Origin of the sequence: Pseudomonas sp. BF-R-30 (assembly GCF_019956175.1) — a bacterium.
Taxonomy (GTDB): domain Bacteria; phylum Pseudomonadota; class Gammaproteobacteria; order Pseudomonadales; family Pseudomonadaceae; genus Aquipseudomonas; species Aquipseudomonas jessenii.
This window is the reverse complement of sequence record NZ_JAHBDE010000011.1, coordinates 155837-176763: the sequence shown is the minus strand read 5'-3', so window position 1 is coordinate 176763 and position 20927 is coordinate 155837. Positions and strand designations below refer to the sequence as shown.

Annotated in this window: 17 protein-coding genes; 3 read left to right on the top strand and 14 right to left on the bottom strand. The window is 58.9% G+C overall.

Features of this window, described 5'->3' with window-relative positions; all coding sequences use genetic code 11:
* Positions 1-53: 53 nt before the first annotated feature.
* The 8 genes from KGB20_RS07585 to betI form a co-directional block, all read right to left on the bottom strand.
* The gene (locus KGB20_RS07585) at positions 54-1391 is read right to left on the bottom strand and encodes a TldD/PmbA family protein (protein ID WP_154860993.1); all 1338 of its coding nucleotides are present in this window, start codon (positions 1389-1391) and stop codon (positions 54-56) included.
* Complete coding sequence (locus KGB20_RS07580; RefSeq protein ID WP_154860994.1) at positions 1391-2833, bottom strand: TldD/PmbA family protein; 1443 nt, start codon at positions 2831-2833, stop codon at positions 1391-1393. The genes KGB20_RS07585 and KGB20_RS07580 overlap by 1 nt, the downstream gene beginning before the upstream one ends.
* Before the next feature lie 231 nt (positions 2834-3064).
* Positions 3065-3409, bottom strand: a complete 345-nt coding sequence (locus tag KGB20_RS07575; protein ID WP_154909905.1) for an AzlD domain-containing protein — start codon at positions 3407-3409, stop codon at positions 3065-3067.
* The gene (locus KGB20_RS07570; protein WP_154909904.1) at positions 3406-4131 is read right to left on the bottom strand and encodes an AzlC family ABC transporter permease; all 726 of its coding nucleotides are present in this window, start codon (positions 4129-4131) and stop codon (positions 3406-3408) included. Before KGB20_RS07570 ends, KGB20_RS07575 begins: the two co-directional genes overlap by 4 nt.
* The gene (locus KGB20_RS07565) at positions 4131-5123 is read right to left on the bottom strand and encodes a hypothetical protein (RefSeq protein ID WP_154909903.1); all 993 of its coding nucleotides are present in this window, start codon (positions 5121-5123) and stop codon (positions 4131-4133) included. The genes KGB20_RS07570 and KGB20_RS07565 overlap by 1 nt, the downstream gene beginning before the upstream one ends.
* A 230-nt stretch (positions 5124-5353) precedes the next feature.
* Entirely contained in the window at positions 5354-7057 is a 1704-nt protein-coding gene (gene betA / locus KGB20_RS07560; RefSeq protein WP_154909902.1) for a choline dehydrogenase, read from the bottom strand.
* A 181-nt stretch (positions 7058-7238) separates the two neighbouring features.
* A complete protein-coding gene (gene betB / locus KGB20_RS07555) occupies positions 7239-8711 on the bottom strand; it encodes a betaine-aldehyde dehydrogenase (RefSeq protein WP_057712979.1) in 1473 nt (490 codons plus the stop codon).
* A gap of 62 nt (positions 8712-8773) precedes the next feature.
* Positions 8774-9367: a transcriptional regulator BetI gene (gene betI / locus KGB20_RS07550; RefSeq protein WP_007985937.1), complete on the bottom strand. Its 594-nt coding sequence runs from the start codon at positions 9365-9367 to the stop codon at positions 8774-8776.
* A 324-nt stretch (positions 9368-9691) separates the two neighbouring features.
* Here betI and betT point away from each other — a divergent pair, with 324 nt between their 5' ends.
* On the top strand, positions 9692-11689 hold the full coding sequence (gene betT, locus KGB20_RS07545) for a choline BCCT transporter BetT (protein ID WP_154909900.1): 1998 nt from the start codon (positions 9692-9694) through the stop codon (positions 11687-11689).
* A 209-nt stretch (positions 11690-11898) separates the two neighbouring features.
* On the opposite strand, the gene choV is transcribed toward betT, so the two are convergent.
* The 3 genes from choV to KGB20_RS07530 form a co-directional block, all read right to left on the bottom strand.
* Entirely contained in the window at positions 11899-13077 is a 1179-nt protein-coding gene (choV, locus tag KGB20_RS07540) for a choline ABC transporter ATP-binding protein (RefSeq protein WP_047534342.1), read from the bottom strand.
* Positions 13074-13919: a choline ABC transporter permease subunit gene (choW, locus tag KGB20_RS07535; RefSeq protein WP_057716544.1), complete on the bottom strand. Its 846-nt coding sequence runs from the start codon at positions 13917-13919 to the stop codon at positions 13074-13076. The genes choV and choW overlap by 4 nt, the downstream gene beginning before the upstream one ends.
* 66 nt (positions 13920-13985) lie before the next feature.
* Complete coding sequence (locus tag KGB20_RS07530; protein ID WP_057712981.1) at positions 13986-14933, bottom strand: choline ABC transporter substrate-binding protein; 948 nt, start codon at positions 14931-14933, stop codon at positions 13986-13988.
* 435 nt (positions 14934-15368) lie between these two features.
* On the opposite strand from KGB20_RS07530, the gene KGB20_RS07525 reads away from it, so the two are divergent.
* On the top strand, positions 15369-16745 hold the full coding sequence (locus tag KGB20_RS07525; protein ID WP_102672293.1) for an L-serine ammonia-lyase: 1377 nt from the start codon (positions 15369-15371) through the stop codon (positions 16743-16745).
* A 532-nt stretch (positions 16746-17277) separates the two neighbouring features.
* Positions 17278-18381: a GlxA family transcriptional regulator gene (locus tag KGB20_RS07520; RefSeq protein WP_007975492.1), complete on the top strand. Its 1104-nt coding sequence runs from the start codon at positions 17278-17280 to the stop codon at positions 18379-18381.
* Between the two features lie 112 nt (positions 18382-18493).
* On the opposite strand, the gene KGB20_RS07515 is transcribed toward KGB20_RS07520, so the two are convergent.
* The 3 genes from KGB20_RS07515 to KGB20_RS07505 all read right to left on the bottom strand — a co-directional run bounded on the left by KGB20_RS07515 (position 18494) and on the right by KGB20_RS07505 (position 20799).
* The gene (locus KGB20_RS07515; protein ID WP_007995656.1) at positions 18494-18760 is read right to left on the bottom strand and encodes a hypothetical protein; all 267 of its coding nucleotides are present in this window, start codon (positions 18758-18760) and stop codon (positions 18494-18496) included.
* Between the two features lie 385 nt (positions 18761-19145).
* On the bottom strand, positions 19146-20309 hold the full coding sequence (locus KGB20_RS07510) for a gamma-butyrobetaine dioxygenase (RefSeq protein ID WP_154909899.1): 1164 nt from the start codon (positions 20307-20309) through the stop codon (positions 19146-19148).
* A gap of 13 nt (positions 20310-20322) precedes the next feature.
* Positions 20323-20799: a thioesterase family protein gene (locus tag KGB20_RS07505; protein ID WP_090451849.1), complete on the bottom strand. Its 477-nt coding sequence runs from the start codon at positions 20797-20799 to the stop codon at positions 20323-20325.
* Positions 20800-20927: the final 128 nt, after the last annotated feature.

Below are 20927 nucleotides of genomic sequence, written 5' to 3'. Positions count from 1 at the left end.
TGTTGAAGCTGATGGCCTCTTCGCGGGCAAGCCCGCTCCCACAGGTATTGCGTTTACAGTGTCAGGGTCAGTCGGCTCACGAGCGCTCCCGGCAACAACGCCGACGCCGTCGCCCGTTGGCTATAGGTGCTAGCCGACAGCAACAACTCCCGCTCTGCGGTCAGCGCTTCCAGCTGCGAACCGAGCAGGCTGAAGGCACTGTCATCAAATCGCATGGTGTTGACCGGTGCTTGAATCTCGCCGTTTTCGACCCAGAACGTGGCAAACCGGGTCATGCCGGTCAGGCGGGCGGCCGGTTGATCCGAGAAGTTCAGGTACCACAGGTTGCTGATGTACAACCCGGTGCCCAGTTGCTTGAGGATGTCCGCGTCAGGCAATGCCCCGGCTTTCATGTTCAGCGCGCTCGGTGATTCACCGCCGCTGGCACCATTGGCGGTCAAGCCGTATTCCGCGGCGCTGCGCGAGCTGACCAGTTGTGCCCCGGCCTTGCCGTCGACGATCAAGCCCAGGTCGCTGCGTGGATAACCTTCATCGGAAAACGCCGGGCTCAGCGAGCCGCTGACTTTTTCATCCAGCGAGACCAGCGGGCTGAACGCGCTGTCGCCTCCGTAGAGCTTTTGCAGCGGGCTGCTTTTGCTGGCAATCGACTGTGCAGAGAATCCCCCCCAGCACAGCATGCCCATGATTTCTTCCAGCGCCGCCGGTGCCAGGTAGGCGCGGTATTGGCCGGGCGCCAAAGTGCGCAGCGGCCGGCCCAGAAACTCAAGCTGCTCGCGGGCTTGCTGGAAGCGTCTGGCAAAGCCTTCGCTGTTCCAGTCGTGCCCGGCGTAGCTGGCTTTCACGGCCTGGCCATTCTCGTGGAACAGGCTGAAGTCGAAATTGAAGCTGTTGGCCTGATGCCAGCCGAAGGCACCCGAAGAACTGGCAAAGCCGCGACTGATCGGTCCGGCAGCGTAGAAACCGACAAGATCCAGGCCTTCGGCAGCCTGGGTGATTTGCGCGACCACCTGTTCGGTGTCCGGCAGTGGATGCGACTGTACGTTGTTGCTCTGCCAGCCATTGTGGTTGAGCAGTAAATAAGGATCCGGAGGCAGCAGCGGCAAGGTTTCCCGCAGCTGTTGCAGGCCTTCGGTCAAACGTCGCAGATCAACCTGGGGATCGCCGGCCAGGGTGATGTTCAGGTCGGCATGGCGGCCTTCGTTGATCAGCTTCAAGCCGATACTCGCCTGCTGCACCTGACCGGCCTGACGCACCTTGGCGTGGTTGAAACGCACGAAGGCCGACGACTCGGCGGCGTAGCTGAGGGTGAACTGCTCGGGCTCTTGCAGGGCTGCACGCAGGCTGTTGACCAGCGCCTTGAACGACGCGGACTGGCTGTTTGAAGGATTCATCAGGCGTCTCCTCCGAATACATCAACGTTGCTGAACACGCAGGCCGGTGACGCGTGGCCGACGCGGATCACCTGGTTCGGTTCGCCCTTGCCGCAGTTCGGTGTGCCGAGGACCTTGAGGGTACCGGCATCGCCGACGGCGCTGAGGCTTTTCCAGAACTGCGCGGAGATGCCCCTATAGTTGGGATTCTTCACCACGCCCTTGAGTTCGCCGTTTTCGATCAGTTGGCCCCATTCGCAGCCGAACTGGAATTTGTTGCGTGCATCGTCGATCGACCATGAGCGGTTGGTCGACATCAGCACGCCGTGTTCGATGCCAGCGATCAGTTGTTCGATGGACTGATCGCCGGGCTCGATATTGAGGTTGGCCATGCGGTCGATGGGTGGGCGGTTCCAGCCGCAGGCGCGGCTGTTGGCGACGCCGTCCATGCCGGCACGGAATTGCGACAACGCACCGCCCAGCGGACGCAGCAACAGGCCTTCGCGGATCAGGAACTGTTTGCTGGCGGGCGTACCGTCGTCGTCATGAGCGTAACTGGCGAGTTCCTCGGGGATGTCGGGATCGAAGGTCACGTTGAGCAAGCCGGAACCGTATTGCAGGCGGCCGAAATCGCTGGCTTTGACGAAACTGGTGCCGGCGTAATTGCGCTCGTCGCCGAGGATGCGGTCCAGTTCCAGCGGATGGCCGATGGACTCGTGGATTTGCAGCATCATCTGGTCGGGCATCAGCAGCAGGTCGCGCTTGCCTTGCGGGGTGTTTGGCGCCAGGAGCAATTGCAGGGCCTGATCGGCCACCTGGGCACCGGCACCGATCAGGCCGCAGCGGCTGATGACGTCCGCGGCGCCTTGCTGGCCGAAGTTCTCGCGGCCAAGGCTGCGGGTCTGGCTGTCGTTGCCGTCGTAGGCCGTGACGTCCAGGCCGGGGTACACAAAGCGTTGGGCCTGGCGCAGTTCGGCACCGGCGCTGTTGAGGTAGATCTGCTCGACGTGGGTGATACCCAGGCTGACCTGCCAGTTCACCAGGCGCTCGTCCTTGGGCACGGCGGCCGACTCGGTGCCAAGCAGTTGGAAGCAGTCGCTCAGGGACGGGAAGGCCTGGTCGAGGTTGGGTGAAAAGTAATCGGCGCGGTCGCTGGAAACAGCCTGCTCGCGCAGGTCCAGCAAGGCGTGGGGCTTGAGTCGACGGGCCTGGAATTCGGCGCGTTCGAGGGCGGCTTGCAGGCCCTGTTGCGACAGGTCGTTAGTGGCCGCATAGGCCTCGACGCCATTGACCCGCACGGTCAGCATCGCCCCTTCGTCACGGCTCAGGCTCGGTGGTTCGGCGACGTTCTTGCGCACCGACAGGTACTGCCCGGATTCGCGCACATAACGCAGGGAAAAGAATTCAGCACCCGTGCGCAAGGCAGCGAAGCGCTGCTTGAGCTGGGGGTAGAAATCGAACATTCGTGAACCTCCTGGGTATGGAGTGGCGATGGAGCGGTGCTGCGAGGGGATAGGTGAAACGATTGCGTGGCGCTAGATTAGGCCTGCGAGGGGGGAGGATCAAGGGCGGAGCAGTGGCGGAAAAGATTACGAAGTGCAGAGGGCGCGTGACGAATTGGCTGAAAATTGAGTTCGCGAACAGCCATTGCAGCTTGCTCGCGAACAATTCCACTGTCAGGCAAAGTACTGCATTCAGCCGTTCAGATAAACGAAAGCTGCAACATAAATGAATAGGCTTGCAAAAAAAGCAGGCAGAATTTTTCTTGTTTTGGCCACCGCGATGAAGGTGCCGACTAGCAAGAATAGCTTCAGTGCATCCAGCGCTTCAAATTGCTGTATCAGTGTCAGAGCATCCTTCTTGTTGAATGCAGTGTCGTAAATGATGACTCCCAACATTGCTTGTGCGCTGTAGCTGATAAACCTATAAAAGGAACCTTGGGTGTGCGTAAGTGCAGCGCTGTTTTTGAAGGCAAAGGGAAGGGCACGAAATGCAAAGGCGGTAAGGGCGGAAAATGCAATAAGAAGCCAGATTGTCATGGAGCTACACCACCTCGTTTTTTGTAATTGTTTTCAATTAGCACGATCAATCCGCCGATTATAAAAGGCGTGCAGAGCAAGCTGTAATCCTTGAATAGATAGACCAGTAATGGTGCGCCGACAAAGCCAAGCCAGTAACTCGATACTTCCGAATAATGAGGCCAGTGCTTGCCGGCCAAAGCGGTAAATTGTAGCGGTAATAGAAGTGTCATCGCAGCATAGATGACCGGTGAGGTGAGTTCTGCGCCGGCGATGAAGCCGATGTAGGTGCAGATAATCGATACACCAAATATTGGAAGACCAAGGCCGATCATGTAAGTGAAGGGGTGATCGGTTTTATGCTTGAATCGAGTGACGCACCCTGTGAATATCGATGGTGTGATCAGAATCAAGGAAGCCATGGTTTTCGTGGTGGAAGTGTTTCTTATATAGGGGGCAAGTGTTGCGGAAAGTAGTACGAAGCGAGCGTTGAGCGCCACGATGATAGGGAGCAATATCCATCCGTCATTATAGCTTTGTATAAGCAGAAACTGCAGTGGGGTGGAGAATATCAACAGGGTCGTTGCAAGCGCTTGGCTTAGGGATAATGATTGTGTTGCGCTTAAAATACCTATGGATAAATACAGGAAAATGAACGCGACGCCAAACGTGATTGCGTCGCGTGCACCTTCAATAAAAACGTTGGCGACCGAAGATCGAGTGGATGTATCTTGAGTCACCATCAATGGGCCACCCGCGTATAGGTTGTTTCATCCAGTGGGAAGTAGTGCTTTCTAGGGCCCTTGCTTCGGAACAGTAATCGAGGCGTTGTGTTGAATGTCGAGTTGTGCGCTTGTTCGCGAGCCTCGTTGGTATCGATGTTCAGCATCGGGCGGGCATGCAGTATCTTGTGGTTGGCTACGATCAGGAACGTACCTGTTTCAGCTATTGAAACGTGGTGTTTTGCGTTTGGCAGGCCAGCGCGTATTTTGTCAAGGACGTGCTGACCACCATTTTCTGCGCGCATCCGCTCACCGTTCTCTGAATCAATTCGGAAATCCAGCGAAAAATGAAAGCCATAGAGTTCGGAATACTCAACTACGTGACGAACCCGCTTTTTAAAGCCGCTGACGTTTTTGCCGGAAATGAACGTTGCTTGCATCGTCAATAATTCGCGCATCTCCTCGTCGTTTAAATCGCAAAGTAGATCGCTTGGGAAATAATAGGCGGTGGGGGTTTTTGTGACGTCACGGCAAACGGTCAGGGCCAGGAAATCAACATTCAGGTTTTCATACAAGTCATCGGAGTGTGGTGTGATATCGCCATGGCCGTTGCCCCATTCCCGATATTTTTCTGCGGAGGGCTTTAGATACAGTGCTTTGTGTTCTTCGTATTCATATTTAATGTCAGTGAGATGAAACAGATCAGCCAAAGCCTCGTGCACCGTTAAAGCGAGTTTTGGCGAATCAAGGCTGAATACCCTTTTGATGCAGGCGGCCGCGCATCCGTTTGCCAGTCCTACTTTGTCAAAGTAGAAGGTGTCTTCAGTGCGCAGGTAAGTTAGAAAAAGGTTAACCAATTGTGTTTTTAAGACGTGCGTATCGTGGTGGCTGTTTTTTTTCCACCAGGACTCAATGGCGTCAGCTAAATAGCCGAAGTCCAGGGTGATTGTTTTTTCTTTGGATATTCTGTCTCGAAAGTAACTTGGGTCCTTGGCATGGTCGATGTCAGGCATGTCCTTGATCTCCATTGAAACTGCTCGCGTCCGGCTGAAACGGGCGCGGATAGTAATGGAGGTTTTTAAGTTCGTGTGAATACATGTGTAACGAGTTTTGTTGAGGGTTTATAGTTTTTTAGTTACTTGGTGTGAGGATTATTGTTTGTTGTGAGCAGCTTGTGTTAGCCGAAAAAAAACCGCCAACCCGGAAAGATTGACGGTTTTATTTGAAGCAAGTGCGAGAATTGTTACGGAGCAGTCTGGCTCACTTCCCGCACCGGCTTGCCCTTCACCGGCGCTTCACCCGCCACATAGTAAGTGGCGGTGCTGCGTGGCAATGGCTTGCGACCACGGATCTTGTCGGCGATTTTCTCGGCCATCATGATCGTCGGTGCATTGAGGTTGCCGGTGGTGATGATCGGCATGATCGACGCATCGACCACACGCAGGCCTTGCATGCCATGCACGCGACCTTCGCCATCGACCACGGCCATTTCGTCGGTGCCCATCTTGCACGAGCAGGACGGGTGAAACGCGGTTTCGGCGTGTTCGCGGATGAACTTGTCCAGTTGCTCGTCGGTTTGCACCTCGATGCCCGGGCTGATCTCGCGACCGCGGAAGGCGTCCAGTGCAGGTTGCTGCATGATTTCCCGGGTCAGGCGGATGCCGTCGCGGAATTCTTGCCAGTCCTGCTCGGTGGCCATGTAGTTGAACAGGATGCTCGGGTGCTGGCGCGGATCCTTGGACTTGGCCTGGATGCGCCCGCGGCTTGGCGAACGCATGGAGCCCATGTGCGCCTGGAAACCGTGCTCTTTCACACCGTTGCTGCCGTTGTAGTTAATCGCTACCGGCAGGAAGTGGTACTGGATGTTTGGCCATTCGAACTCCGGACGGGTACGGATGAAACCGCCGGCTTCGAACTGGTTGCTGGCGCCGATGCCGGTGCCGTTGAACAGCCACTCGGCACCGATGGCCGGCTGGTTGTACCAGAGCAGCGACGGGTACAGCGAGACCGGTTGGGTGCAAGCGTATTGCAGGTACAGCTCAAGGTGATCCTGCAGGTTTTCACCAACGCCCGGCAGGTCGTGGACCACCGGAATGTCGAGTTTGTTCAGCAGTTCGGCCGGGCCGACGCCGGAGCGTTGCAGGATCTGCGGCGAAGCGATGGCGCCGGAGCACAGCAGTACTTCCTTGCGCGCCTTGACTTCAACGCGCTCCTCGGCAGCGCCGACCAGGTAACGCACGCCGACCGCACGCTTGCCTTCGAACAGGATCTTGTCGGTCAGGGCGTGGGTGACGATGGTCAGGGTCGAACGCTTCTTGGCGACGTCCAGGTAGCCACGGGCGGTGGAGGCACGACGACCTTTCGGCGTCACGGTGCGGTCCATCGGGCCGAAGCCTTCCTGCTGGTAGCCGTTCAAGTCTTCTGTGCGCGGGTAACCGGCCTGCACGCCGGCTTCAACCATGGCGTGGAACAGCGGGTTGTTGCCGGCTTTCGGCGTGGTCACGCTGACCGGGCCGTCGCCACCGTGGTAGTCGTTAGGGCCGATGTCGCGGGTTTCCGCTTTACGGAAATACGGCAGGCAGTCCAGGTACGACCAGTCCTCAAGGCCTGGCAATTTTGCCCAGCCGTCGTAGTCCATGGCGTTGCCGCGGATGTAGCACATGCCGTTGATCAGCGAGGAACCGCCCAGACCTTTGCCGCGACCGCACTCCATGCGACGACCGTCCATGTGTGGCTCTGGATCGGTTTCGTAGGCCCAGTTGTAGCGACGGCCTTGCAGCGGGAACGCCAGGGCGGCCGGCATCTGTGTGCGGAAATCGGAACGGTAGTCCGGGCCGCCCGCTTCGAGCAGCAGGACGGTGACGCCTGCGTCTTCGGTCAGACGGGTCGCCAGGGTGTTACCGGCAGAGCCGGCACCGATGATGATGTAGTCGAATTCTTGGGACATTGAATGCACCCTCTTTGAAGTTGGTCAGGTCTGGCCTGACGAGTGCTGCGCACTCGATTCGCGAGCAAGCCCGCTCCCACATTTGATCTCTGGTGTACACAGGATCTGTGTTCGCCACTGGCCCCTTGTGGGAGCGGGCTCGCTCGCGAAGAGGCCCTCGCGAGCAATACAGATCTCGGTCTTAGAACACCGAGACGTAATCGCCCAGCTCGACCTGTACCGATTTGATGCGGGTGAAGTTGTTCAGCGAACTGATGCCGTTCTCACGGCCGACACCCGACTGCTTGTAGCCACCGACCGGCATCTTCGCGTCGGATTCGCCCCAGGCGTTGATCCAGCAGATACCGGCTTCCAGCTGATGAATCACGCGGTGGGCGCGGTTCAGGTCCTTGGTGACGATACCGGCGGCCAGGCCGAAGTCGGTGTCGTTGGCGCGGCGGATCACTTCTTCTTCGGTTTCGTAGGAGAGGATCGCCATCACCGGGCCAAAGATTTCTTCGCGGACGATGGTCATGTCGTCGGTGCAGTCGGTGAACACGGTCGGCGCCACGAACGCACCCTTGGCGAATTCACCGTCGGTCAGGCGCTCACCGCCACACAGCAGGCGGGCACCTTCTTCCTTGCCCTTGGCGATGTAGCCCAGCACGCTTTCCATGTGCGCAAAGCTGACCAGCGGACCGAAGTTGGTGTTTTCGTCTTCCGGGTTGCCGATGCGGATGCGCGCAACGCGCTCAGCGATCTTGGCTTCGAAAGCGGCCTTCAGGTGAGCCGGTACAAACACGCGAGTGCCGTTGGTGCAAACCTGGCCGGAGCTGTAGAAGTTGGCCATCATCGCGGTGTCGGCGGCGCGATCGAGGTCGGCGTCGTCGCAGATGATCAGCGGCGACTTGCCACCCAGTTCCATGGTCACGTCCTTGAGCGAAGAGCTCGAAGCGCTGGCCATGACTTTCTTGCCGGTATCGGTGCCGCCGGTGAACGAGACTTTCTCGATGCGCGGGTGTTCGGTCAGCCAGGTGCCGACTTCACGGCCACTGCCGGTCAGGACGTTGAACACGCCATTTGGTACGCCGGCTTCGGTGTAGATCTCGGCCAGTTTCAGGGTGGTCAGCGAGGTGACTTCGCTTGGCTTGAAGATCATCGCGTTACCGGCCGCCAGGGCTGGTGCGGATTTCCACAGGGCGATCTGGATCGGGTAGTTCCACGCGCCGATACCGGCCACGACGCCCAGCGGCTCGCGACGGGTGTAGACGAACGAAGTGGTGCGCAGCGGAATCTGCTCGCCTTCGATGGCCGGTACCAGGCCTGCGTAGTACTCCAGCACGTCAGCGCCGGTGACGATGTCGACGTAGCGGGTTTCGGAGTAGGCCTTGCCGGTATCCAGGGTTTCCAGGGCGGCCAGTTCGTCGTTGCGCTCGCGCAGGATTTCCACGGCACGACGCAGGATGCGCGAACGCTCCATGGCGGTCATGGCGGCCCAGATCTTCTGGCCCTTTTCGGCGCTGACGACGGCGCGTTCGACGTCTTCCTTGGTAGCACGTTGCACTTTTGCGAGGACTTCACCGTTAGCCGGGTTGATGGCTTCGAAAGTGGCGTCGCTGCTGGCGTCGCTGTACGCGCCATCGATGTAGAGTTTTTGCAGTTCGAAACGGGCCATAAAGTCCTCGCAAGAGCATTAAGTGGCTGGCGCGGTTCGGTGGTTGAGCGTTTATGTGTGCTCTAACTCACCCGCTTGGCCAGTTGGGTATCCATGTATTCGTAAGCAATCTGTTGCGCCTGCTCGGTGTCGAAAGCATCTCCCGACAACGCGCCGCGCAACCACAGGCCGTCGATCAACGCTGCCAGACCTCGGGCGGCACTGCGCGCATCATTGAGCGGCAGCACGCGGCGAAACTGGCAGCACAGGTTGGAATACAGACGGTGATCGTTGATCCGCTGCAACCTGTGTAAAGACGGCTGGTGCATGCTGGTGGCCCAGAAGGCCAGCCAGGTTTTCATTGCCGGGCCATTGACCTGGCTGGCGTCGAAGTTGCCTTCGATGATCACCTGCAGATGAGCCCTCGGGCTGTCATCTGTCAGCGCCTGTCGGCGCAGGGTGACGTTCTCGCTCAGGACGGTCATCAGGTACCCCATGGTGGCGGCGATCAGGCCATTCTTGTCCTGAAAGTAGTGACTGATGATGCCATTCGAGACACCGGCCAAACGGGCGATCAGCGCAATGCTGGCGTCCCCCATTCCGACCTGATCGACGGCCTGCAAAGTGGCTTCGATCAATTGCTGGCGGCGGATGGGTTGCATACCGACCTTGGGCATCTTGCACATCTCCTTAGGCCTTCCCGCAGACGCAGAACGTCCATCGGCTTGAGGGCCAGTCTATTTTGTTTTGATTGAACGTTCAATCAACAAAGAATAAGATCTGCGACAAATCGTCGCTGCTTACAGATTTTTCCTACATGTAAATGGCGGCAAACCGACATCCGAAATAGCTCGAAGCCTATACGCCACGGCGTCTCAAGGGCTTCGGGCTTTTTTCGGGCTGTCTTTATATCACCCGCCGGTCGGCTGCCCACTAACCGATTGGTCGGGTAACTCGTTTGTCTTGCGTTCTTCTCTCGCACTGCCCGGAGCATCTGTGCCATGAGTTCTGCCTCGCTAATAAAGACCCCACCCGAGAAGGTGACGGTCAACGGTTGGGTGTTCTACACCTCTACCGCGTTGATTCTGTTGTTGACCGTCATTCTGATCATCGCCCCGCAAGAGGCCGGCAGAATGCTGGGTACGGCGCAAGCCTGGTTGTCCCGCAGCTTCGGCTGGTACTACATGGTGGTGATCGCCGCCTACCTGATTTTTGTCGTTGGTCTGGCGTTTTCGTCCTACGGCAAATTGAAACTGGGCAGCAAGGACGACACCCCGGACTTCAGCTACGGTGCCTGGGCGGGGATGCTGTTCTCCTCGGGTATCGGTATTTCGCTGCTGTACTTCGGCGCGTCCGAGCCGCTGGACCACTACTTCAACCCACCGGAAGGCGTGGCTGGCAGCAACCTGGCGGCCCGTCAGGCGGTGCAGCTGACCTTCCTGCACTGGGGCTTGCATGGCTGGGCGATCTACGCGCTGGTCGGCCTGGCCGTGGCGTACTTTGCCTACCGGCACAACCAGCCGCTGGCGTTGCGTTCGGCGTTGTATCCGCTGGTGGGAGAGCGTTGGGTCAAGGGCGCGGCCGGGCACGCGGTGGACGGCTTCGGCATGTTCGTGACCCTGCTGGGGCTGGTGACGAACCTGGGGATCGGTTCGCTGCAAGTGTCGTCGGGGCTGGAAAACCTGTTCGGCATGGAGCACAGCAACACCAACCTGCTGATCGTGATCATCGTGATGAGCACCGTGGCGACCATCGCTGCCGTGTCGGGCGTGGAAAACGGCATCCGCCGTCTGTCCAACCTCAACATCGTGCTGTTCAGCGGCCTGCTGATTTTCGTCCTGTTGTTCGGCCCGACCTTGCACCTGCTCAATGGTTTCGTACAGAACGTCGGTGACTACCTGAACGGCGTGGTGCTGAAGACTTTCGATCTGTATGTGTACGAAGGCGACAGTGAGAAGTCCGACCGCTGGCTGGGCCTGTGGACCCTGTTCTACTGGGCTTGGTGGATTTCCTGGGCGCCATTTGTGGGCATGTTCATCGCGCGTATTTCCCGTGGTCGCACCGTGCGCGAACTGGTGGCCGGTGTGCTGCTGATTCCGCTGGGCTTCACCCTGGCGTGGCTGTCGATCTTCGGTAACTCTGCCCTGGACCTGGTGATGAACCATGGGGCGGTGGAGCTCGGGAAGACGGCGCTGGAACAGCCGTCCATGGCGATCTACCAGTTACTTGAGCATTACCCGGCGTCGAAAGTTGTGATCGGCGTGTCGATCTTTGTCGGTTTCGTGCTGTTCCTGACCCCGGCGGACTCCGGCGCGGTGATGATGGCCAACCTTTCGTGCAAGGGCGGCAATGTCGACGAAGACGCGCCGCACTGGCTACGGATCTTCTGGTCGGCGGTGATCACCCTGGTGACCATCGGCCTGCTGTTCGCCGGCAACTTCGAAGCCATGCAAACCATGGTGGTGCTGGCCGGTCTGCCGTTCTCGGTGGTGCTGGTGTTCTTCATGTTCGGCTTGCACAAGGCCATGCGCCAGGACGTGCAGATCGAACAGGAGCAAGCGGAACTGGCGGCACGTGGTCGCCGTGGTTTCACTGAGCGTTTGACCCAGCTGGACCTGCAACCGAGCCAGTCGGTGGTGCAGCGCTTCATGGACAAGCACGTGACTCCGGCGCTGGAAGATGCGGCTGTGCAGCTGCGTACGCAAGGCCTGGAAGTGCAGACGCTGCTGGGCAAGTCCAAGCGTTGCATGGGCGTACGGGTCGAGATGGAAGAGGGCAACCCGTTTGTCTACGAAGTCAGCCTGGATGGCTACCTGGCCACGCCAACCGAATCGGCTCAGTCCGATGAGGCGCGTCAGCGTTACTATCGTGCCGAGGTGTATCTGCACAACGGCAGCCAGGACTACGACTTGATGGGCTTCACCCAGGATCAGATCACCCGTGACGTGCTCGATCAGTTTGAAAGCCATCGGCAGCTCCTTGGCCGCGTCTATAGCTGAGTTGTGAAGTGATGCGGTGTTTCTGTCTGAGGCACCGCATCGCATTCTTCGCGAGCAAGCCCGCTCCCACATTGGATTTGTGAACACCGCAGATCAAATGTGGGAGCGGGCTTGCTCGCGAAGGGGCAATCAGCCGCAAAGCTGAATGTCCCTATACCCCACAAACAAAAACGCCGCGATACTCTCGCGGCGTTTTTGTGTCTGTTGCCTTACCCCAGGTTCTTGCCGAGCAGTGCGTGATAAAGCTCGCTGTCGCCAAGAATCCCCACTACATGGTTGTTATCGTGCAGCACCAGTTTGTTGCCGGTCTGATAACGAATCTGCAGCGCATCGCGCATGCCGATGTTCGAGTCCACCAGGGTTGGTCGACGACCCAGGCCTTCAACAGCCTGACCCGGTACCCAGTTCTGCAGATCCAGAGCAGAACCGTTTTGACGCGCACCTTTGATAGTGTTGCCTTCCGCCAGGTCCAGCCACGAATCGCCGCCCGGATCGAGGCATACCGAACCGTTGATGCGTTTGCAGTTGTCCAGGGTGCGCATCAGGCTGCGGCCGCACAGCACGTTCAGCGGGTTGGTGTGGGCCACGAAGGTCCGCACGTAGTCGTCCGCCGGGTTCAGCACGATCTCTTCCGGCACACTGTACTGGATGATCCGGCCGTCTTTCATGATCGCGATACGGCTGCCAAGTTTCAGGGCTTCATCGAGGTCGTGGCTTACGAATACGATGGTCTTGCTCAGCTTGCGTTGCAGTTCCAACAGCTCGTCTTGCAGACCCTGGCGGATCAGTGGGTCGAGCGCCGAGAACGGTTCGTCCATCAACAGGATGTCGGCGTCCATCGCCAAGGCACGGGCCAGGCCCACGCGTTGTTGCATACCACCGGACAGCTCGTTGGGTTTCTTGTTGCGCCACTGGGTCAGGCCCACCAGCTCTAGCTTGTCGTCCACCAGCTTGCGGCGTTCCTTCTCGGGACGACCCTGCATCTCCAGACCGAAGCTGATGTTCTCGCGAACGGTCAGCCAGGGCATCAGGGCGAACTTCTGGAACACCATCGCAATGCGCTTGGTGCGCATCATTTTCAGTTCTGCCGGGGTGCAGGAGGCAATGTCGATCTGCTTGCCTTCGTGCTCGACGAACAGCTTGCCGCGGCTGACGGTGTTGAGGCCGTTGATGCAACGCAGCAGGCTGGATTTACCGGAGCCGGACAGGCCCATCAGTACGCAGATCTCACCTTTTTCGATGTCCAGGCTGGCTTTTTCAACACCAACAATCTGCCCGGTCTTTTTCAGGATCTCGTTACGGGTCATGCCTTGATCCAGCAGCTTGAGTGCCTCGCGTGGATCCTTGGAGAAGATAACGTCAACGTTATCGAAGCGAATAATGCTCATGCGTCACCCCCTACTTTGGCGTCGGGTTGTTTGCAGATACGGTCGAGCATGATCGCCAGCAGTACGATCGCCAGACCTGCTTCGAAGCCCAGGGCGATATCAGCGGTATTCAGTGCGTTGACCACGGGTTTGCCCAAACCGTCGGCGCCAACCAGTGCCGCGATCACCACCATCGACAACGACAGCATGATGCACTGGGTGATGCCGGCCGCGATGCTTGGCATGGCGTGAGGCAGTTCAATTCGCGAGAGCAATTGACGGCGCGAGCAGCCAAAGGCCTTGCCGGCGTCCATCAATTCTTCCGGGACATCGCGAATACCCAGGTAGGTCAGGCGGATGGGCGCGGCAATCGCGAACACCACCGTGGAGATCAGACCCGGGACCACACCCAGCCCGAAGAGGGTCAGGGTAGGAATGAGGTACACGAACGTCGGTACGGTCTGCATCAGATCGAGTACCGGACGCATTAAAGTATAGAACATCGGTTTGTGCGCGGCGACGATGCCCAGCGGCACGCCGATGATCACGCAGACCAGGGTGGCGAACAACACCTGGGCGAGGGTTTCCATGGTCTCCTGCCAGTACCCCAGATTGAGGATCAGCAGAAAGGAGGCAACGACAAACGCTGTCAGGCCCCATTTACGTTGAATAAAGTGTGCCAGTAGTGCGATTACGCCGATCAGTACCAGCGGGTTGAACCAGGTCAGCGCAAACGTCACGCCGTGGATCATCGTTTCCAGTGACACGGCGATGGCGTCGAAGGTGTTGGCGCCGTGTTGCGTCAACCATTCAACGAAGCCCGCGATGTACTGGCCTAAGGGGATTTTCTGATCAATCAGCATGGTATTGAACGTCCGCATGCAAGGAAATAAACAGCCCGGACGGCCGAGGCCGCCCGGCATAAGCGATTACTTGGCCAGTTTGGCTTTCACGGCCTCCAGGCCTGGTTTACCGTCAATGGTTGTCACGCCAGCGAGCCAGGTATCGAGCACCTGTGGATTGTTTTTCAGCCAGGCCTTGGCGGCCGCGTCAGGCTTCATCTTGTCGTCCAGGATGTTGCCCATCAGTTCGCTTTCCATGTCGACGGTGAACTCCAGGTTCTTCAGCAACTGACCAACGTTGCTGCACTCCTGCGCGTAACCCTTGCGGGTGTTGGTCGCCACGGTGGCGGCACCGAAGTCGGGGCCGAAGAAGTCATCGCCACCGGTCAGGTATTGAATTTTGAAGCGCTTGTTCATCGGGTGCGGCGCCCAGCCGAGGAACACCACGGCGGTGTCGCGTTTCTGTGCGCGGTCGACCTGCGACAGCATGCCTGCTTCGGAGGATTCGACGACTTTGAAACCGGCGGTCTTCAGGCCGAAGGCATCCTTGTCGATCATGCTCTGGATCAGACGATTACCGTCGTTGCCAGGCTCGATGCCGTAGATTTTGCCGTCGAGCTCTTTCTTGAATTTGGCGATGTCGGCGAAGTCATGCAGGCCCTTGTCGTACAGCGCCTGAGGGACGGCGAGGGTGTACTTGGCGCCCTTGAGGTTGGTGCGTACGGTTTCCACGGTGCCGGCATCGCGGTAGGCCTTGATGTCGTTTTCCATGGTCGGCATCCAGTTGCCCAGAAACACGTCCATGTTCTTGCCGTCGGCCAGGGACTTGTAGGTCACGGGCACGGAAATCATGGTGGTCTTGGTCTTGTAGCCGAGGGCGTTGAGCACGACGCTGGTGGTCGCGGTAGTCGCGGTGATGTCGGTCCAGCCGACATCGGAGAAGTTTACGGTACTGCACTGCGCCGGTTCTGCGGCTTGCGCCAGAACCGGCAGACTAAGCATGGCGGCCAACAACAACGACGGGGAACCTTTCATGGATGGACTCCTTGGTGTTTTTTTTGGCAGTGTTCCGACTGGACCACCGCACTTATAGGTTGCGGTTGGATGGCGTTCTGGAGACAGCTCTACCGCAGCGCCTTGCAATCGAGTCGATATGATCATGTACCAGTGAAAATCTGACGCCTACAGGGTGCGTCGTATCCAGTACAGGGATGGTCGCATCCAGTGTCGGTGACGTCGTTTACAGATTTTTTCAGGCCCTTTTCCTCTTCTGAACCGCAAAAAAACGGCGAAAACACGGCGTAAAAGACACGCGGCGCTGGTGGGCATGAGTGCGTCGGTTAGAGACGTCGAACAACACGATAAAAGCTTGATGATGCGGTCATCTCGGCGGATTGCAGCTTGAGCGTAGCAGCTCCGTCACCGTGCGTTTTTGCGTGCGCAGTGGGCCCATCCAGGAGTTCGGCAGTAATGGCTATCAGTGTTTTCGACCTGTTCAAAATCGGCATCGGCCCATCCAGTTCGCACACCGTGGGGCCCATGCGGGCGGCGGCGTTGTTTGTGCAGGGCCTGCGCGAGCGTGGGTTGCTTGAGCAGGTGCGGCGTGTCGAAGTCCAGCTGTTTGGCTCGTTGTCAGCCACTGGTATCGGCCACGGCAGCGACAATGCAGTGATCATGGGGCTGATGGGCGAGTGGCCGGATGCGATTGATCCGTCGCAAATCGGCATCCGTATCGCCAACCTGCGCGAGACCGACACGCTGCTGCTCGACGGTCGCTTGCCGGTGCCCTTCATCTGGGGCCGGGACATGCGCCTGATCGACGAGAACCTGCCATTCCATCCAAACGCCATGACCCTGATTGTCGAGGGTGATGACGGCGAGTTGCATCGCGACACCTACTATTCGGTCGGCGGCGGTTTTGTCGTCGATGAAGCGCAGGCCTCCAGCGGTGTCGTCGACCTCGACAGCACTGTGTTGCCTTATGATTTTTCCAGCGCCGCCGAGCTGCTGGAACTGTGTAAAAAACACAACCTGCGCGTGGCTGAGTTAATGATGGCCAACGAGAGGGTGTGGCGCAGCGAGGATGAAATCCGCAGCGGCCTGATGAAGCTCTGGCGCGCCATGCAGGATTGCGTTGAACAGGGCCTCAAACACGAAGGCATCCTGCCCGGCGGGTTGAACGTGCGCCGCCGCGCGGCCAAGCTGCATCGCAGCCTGCAGGAACTGAACAAACCCAACGTGATCGGCTCGACCTTGAGCGCCATGGAATGGGTCAATCTGTTCGCCCTGGCGGTCAATGAAGAAAACGCCGCCGGCGGGCGCATGGTCACGGCACCGACCAACGGCGCGGCGGGGATCATTCCGGCAGTGTTGCACTACTTCATGAAATTCAGCGAGGCCGTGACCGACGCCAATGTCGTCGACTACTTCCTCGGCGCGGCGGCGGTGGGAATCCTGTGCAAGAAGAACGCCTCGATCTCCGGTGCCGAAGTCGGTTGTCAGGGCGAAGTCGGTTCGGCCTGCGCCATGGCGGCGGCGGGGCTGGCGGAAATCCTTGGCGCCACGCCAGAGCAACTGTGCAACGCGGCGGAGATCGGTCTGGAGCACAACCTCGGCCTGACCTGCGACCCGGTGGGTGGGCTGGTCCAGGTGCCGTGCATCGAGCGCAACGCAATTGCCGCGGTGAAGGCGATCAACGCCGCGCAAATGGCATTGCGCGGTGATGGTCAGCACTTCATTTCGCTGGATCGGGTGATCCGCACCATGCGCGATACCGGTGCCGACATGCATGACAAATATAAGGAGACATCGCGGGGTGGGTTGGCGGTGAGTGCGGTGGAGTGTTGAGACAATAAAACCGAGTCGCCTGCTTCGCGAGCAAGCCCGCTCCCACATTTGATCTCCGTCGTTCACAAATCCAATGTGGGAGCGGGCTTGCTCGCGAAGGCGGCAGACCAGTCAAAACTGCGCACCAAGTGAACACCCGCTCGAAGTCGCGCCATCTTTTAGTGCGTCGCTCACAGATAAATCGCCTTGCCACTGATCGAGGGCCAGCCAGCCTTCGACCGCCCGTCACCCGTGCTTGCGGTGACACTCCTCTGCGATGCGGCGAAACGCCGTTCCCACAAGTGCTACCGAATTGCTCACAGCTTGTGGGCCAGGGCGCTTGCCAGCCCTGATGGCCATTTAAATCCCCACTCCCTGCGCGTCACATATAGACACATTCCGACGTCGTTTTTAGGAGTTATTGAACGCGCATTCAAATTTAGGCATGGCAATTGCTCTGTCATTACAAAGCCCGTCTCCCACGCGAGAACGATGGCAATAAAAAGAGCCTCCGCCTGAGGCCATCACCCGCTTTGTGTGAGGAGATACCGCGATGACGACGTTCAACTCCGGGGCCCAACCCCAGAACCGTGCGCCTCAATCCATCGGCTTTCTGCTGCTGGACAATTTCACGCTGATTTCTCTGGCCTCCGCAGTGGAACCGCTGCGCATGGCCAACCAGTTGTCCGGTCGCGAGCTTTATCGCTGGACCACCCTCACCGTCGATGGCGGCCAGGTCTGGGCCAGTGACGGCCTGCAAATCACCCCCGACGCTTCCATGCACAAAGCCCCGCCGATGGACACCGTCATCGTGTGCGGCGGCATCGGCATCCAGCGCACCGTTACCCGGGAACACGTGTCATGGCTGCAAAGCCAGGCTCGCCAGTCCCGCCGCCTCGGCGCGGTGTGCACCGGCAGCTGGGCCCTGGCCTGCGCCGGCCTGCTCGATGGTTTCGATTGCAGCGTGCACTGGGAATGCCTGGCGGCGATGCAGGAAGCTTTCCCGCGTGTAGCGATGAGCACCCGCTTGTTCACCCTCGACCGTAACCGTTTCACCAGCTCCGGCGGCACCGCGCCGCTGGACATGATGCTGCACCTGATCAGCCGTGATCACGGGCGTGAACTGTCGGCCGCGATCTCGGAAATGTTTGTCTACGAGCGCATCCGCAACGAGCAGGATCACCAGCGTGTGCCGCTCAAGCACATGCTCGGCACCAACCAGCCGAAGTTGCAGGAAATCGTCGCGTTGATGGAGGCCAATCTTGAAGAGCCGATCGACCTGGACGAACTGGCGGTGTATGTCGCGGTGTCCCGTCGTCAGCTCGAACGCCTGTTCCAGAAGTACCTGCACTGCTCGCCGTCGCGTTACTACCTGAAACTGCGCCTGATCCGCGCGCGTCAGCTGCTCAAGCAAACGCCGATGTCGATCATCGAAGTGGCTTCGGTGTGCGGGTTTGTGTCCACGCCGCACTTCTCCAAGTGCTACCGCGAATACTTCGGCATTCCGCCACGTGACGAGCGTGTAGGGTCCAACACCACCCAGCAGGTGGCGATGATGCCGTTGCCTCAAGCGCTGGTGCTGTCGCCGTTGTCCGGGCCGTTGTCGGCGCTGAGCCAGGCGCGTAATGAGTCTACGTTTGCCAGTGTAAGGCTCTAGACCGAGGCGCCTTCATCGCGAGCAAGCTCGCTCCCACAGGTTTTCGGATTGTTCACACATTTTGTGTTCAACCCCGATTTCCTGTGGGAGCGGGCTTGCTCGCGAAGGCTGTTTATCGGCCTGTATGGCTCTGCTGATACTCCGCCAGCGCCGGCAACAACTGCTTGTCGATCGCCTGGCGTACCGCCGGCAGGATGGTCGCGCTGCTGGTGTACATCTGTTTGACCATGGTCCGCAGGGTCATCGCCCGTACATCGTTCAAACCTCGTACCGCACACTCGCAGGCTTGCTCGGCGGTGGCGCCGGTGGGCACCTCGAAGCCCAACGACTTGAGCTGGCCCAACAGGTCTTCCTGGTCTATCAAATCGGCGTGCATCATGACGCAATCCTTCTTCAGGGAACGGTGTCTTGGTTCGATTCTGGTAGGGGTGCCGGGTGTCGGCAAGGGCGAATTGTCGCAATGGCAGCATTGGCTATGAACAGGTCGTTTTCGGGCAACTTGCCGGCCAAAGGAGGGGGCACACTGGACTCAGCTCGCTTCACGAAGGTTTGGTCACCCTCGCACGGCAGCTCCTCAACAGTACCCTCTGCCTCGATCCTGTCACGGCTTGATCGGGGTTTTTTTTGCCTGTGAATCAGTGGATTTTGTGTTGATTGATATACCGTCTTCGCGAGCAAGCCCGCTCCCACATTCGACCGAGTCCTTTCAGAGAAACGCGGTTAAATGTGGGAGCGGGCTTGCTCGCGAAGAACGATGACGCGGTCTAGCGCTGTAACACGAGGATGCGCGACAACAACTCATCCCGGTCGACATAGCAGCCCTGGAAATGCCGCGCCCCAGTGGCGGGGTCGAAGGCGTTGCGGGCGTGCAGGGTGCGGCGGTTGTCGAAGCACCACAGCTCACCGGGATTGAGCCGCTGCATCAACCTGAATCGAGGCTCGCGGGTCATCGCGATAAAGCGCCGGTAGGCCTGATACAACTTGGGCATCTGCTCCACCGATGCATCGAAGGGTCCGCGCAGAAAGTTGGCCATGCGGATTTCCGACACCTGCCCCAACGTATCCAGGGCAATGATCGGTGCCAGGCAGCGGTAGTCGCTGTGACGGTCCTTGTTGCGAAACTCCACGGGGATTTCGCAGAGGCTTTTGAAAGATTCGGGGTCTTCCCGGCGCAAGGCGTCGGCAATGGCAAAGCCGTCGACAAAAATGCTCTCGCCACCCTCGGCGTCATTGACCAGGCAATGCAGGAATTGCAGCCCCGGTTGCAACTCCCGGGTTGGCAAATCGCTGTGCAGCGGCAGGTTGAACGCGGTGTAGGCGTTGCTGTCGGCGTCGGCCTTGGATTGCACGTTGAACAGCACGCCGAAATTGCTCTCGCGGATGAAGGAAATCCGTTGGGCGATCAGCTTCAGAGAGCCGGGTTCGGTGGGCACGCCACGGACTTGGGTCAATCCGACATCCCGTACCGCCAACAACCATTGCAACAAGGCGTCAGAGTCGTTCATCAGCGCCTGATACTCGAATACCGGCAACTGCAAATTACTGTGCCAAAGCCTGGCTTTTGGCTTGCGTGCCTGGCGCTCGGCGCGGGACTCGTCGTCATAGGCGTGGGCGCGCAGCCAGCCGGGGTCGAAGCGGCTGCTGTGGCCGTCCTGCCAATCAACCGACAGGCAACCTTCGGTGTCGATGTGCACTTGGTCAGGGATCAAGTCTTGAGCTACATCGACGATTTCCAGCACTTGCTCGCGGGTCACGGTGTAGACGCACTGCGGGCACGGGCAATTGTCTCGCAGCCATTGATGGTGGAAGGGGCTGACGCGATTGTCGGCCCACTTCACCAGAACACGGTCCGCCAGGGTCTGCACGGCAGTCAGCGCGCTGATCAACGGATAGGTACGAAAGTCGGCAAAGGCAGCGGCGGTGTTCATGGCGATCTCCTTGTTATTTTTTTTGGGGTAATGCGATCACTCGGCCAATGTACTCGGGCGCTGGCAGGTCCGCCTGTTCGGCGACGATGGCTTGCAGCTGGCTCAAGGACTGCTCGCTGAACGGTGCCGAACGCGGCCCGGCGAGGTCCACGTGCAGCAGCATCTGTTCATTGCCAGCCAGTTCCCGGGCATCACCCACCAGATGCAGGCTGTGATAGAGGTGCACGCGCTTGTTGTCGTGGGCGATGATTTGGGTGTGCACTTCGACCTGGGCGTCGAGCTTCACCTCGTGCAGGTAATTGAGGTGCAGTTCGAGGGTGAACAGCGAGTTGCCGCTGGCCTCGCGGCTATTGCTGTCCAGGCCCAGGCGATCCATCAGGGCATCGGTGGCGTAGCTGAAAATCAGCAGGTAGAAGGCGTCGCGCAGGTGGCCGTTGTAGTCGACCCAGTCGGGGATGATGGTGGTTTGGTAGGTGGTGAGGGTGGGCATGGTTTAACTTCCAATATGTGTGGTGACGGTACCGTCGCTTTCGCGAGCAAGCCCGCTCCCACAGGTGACCGAGTTGTATCAGGCACCTGCGATCAAATGTGGGAGCGGGCTTGCTCGCGAAGGGGGCA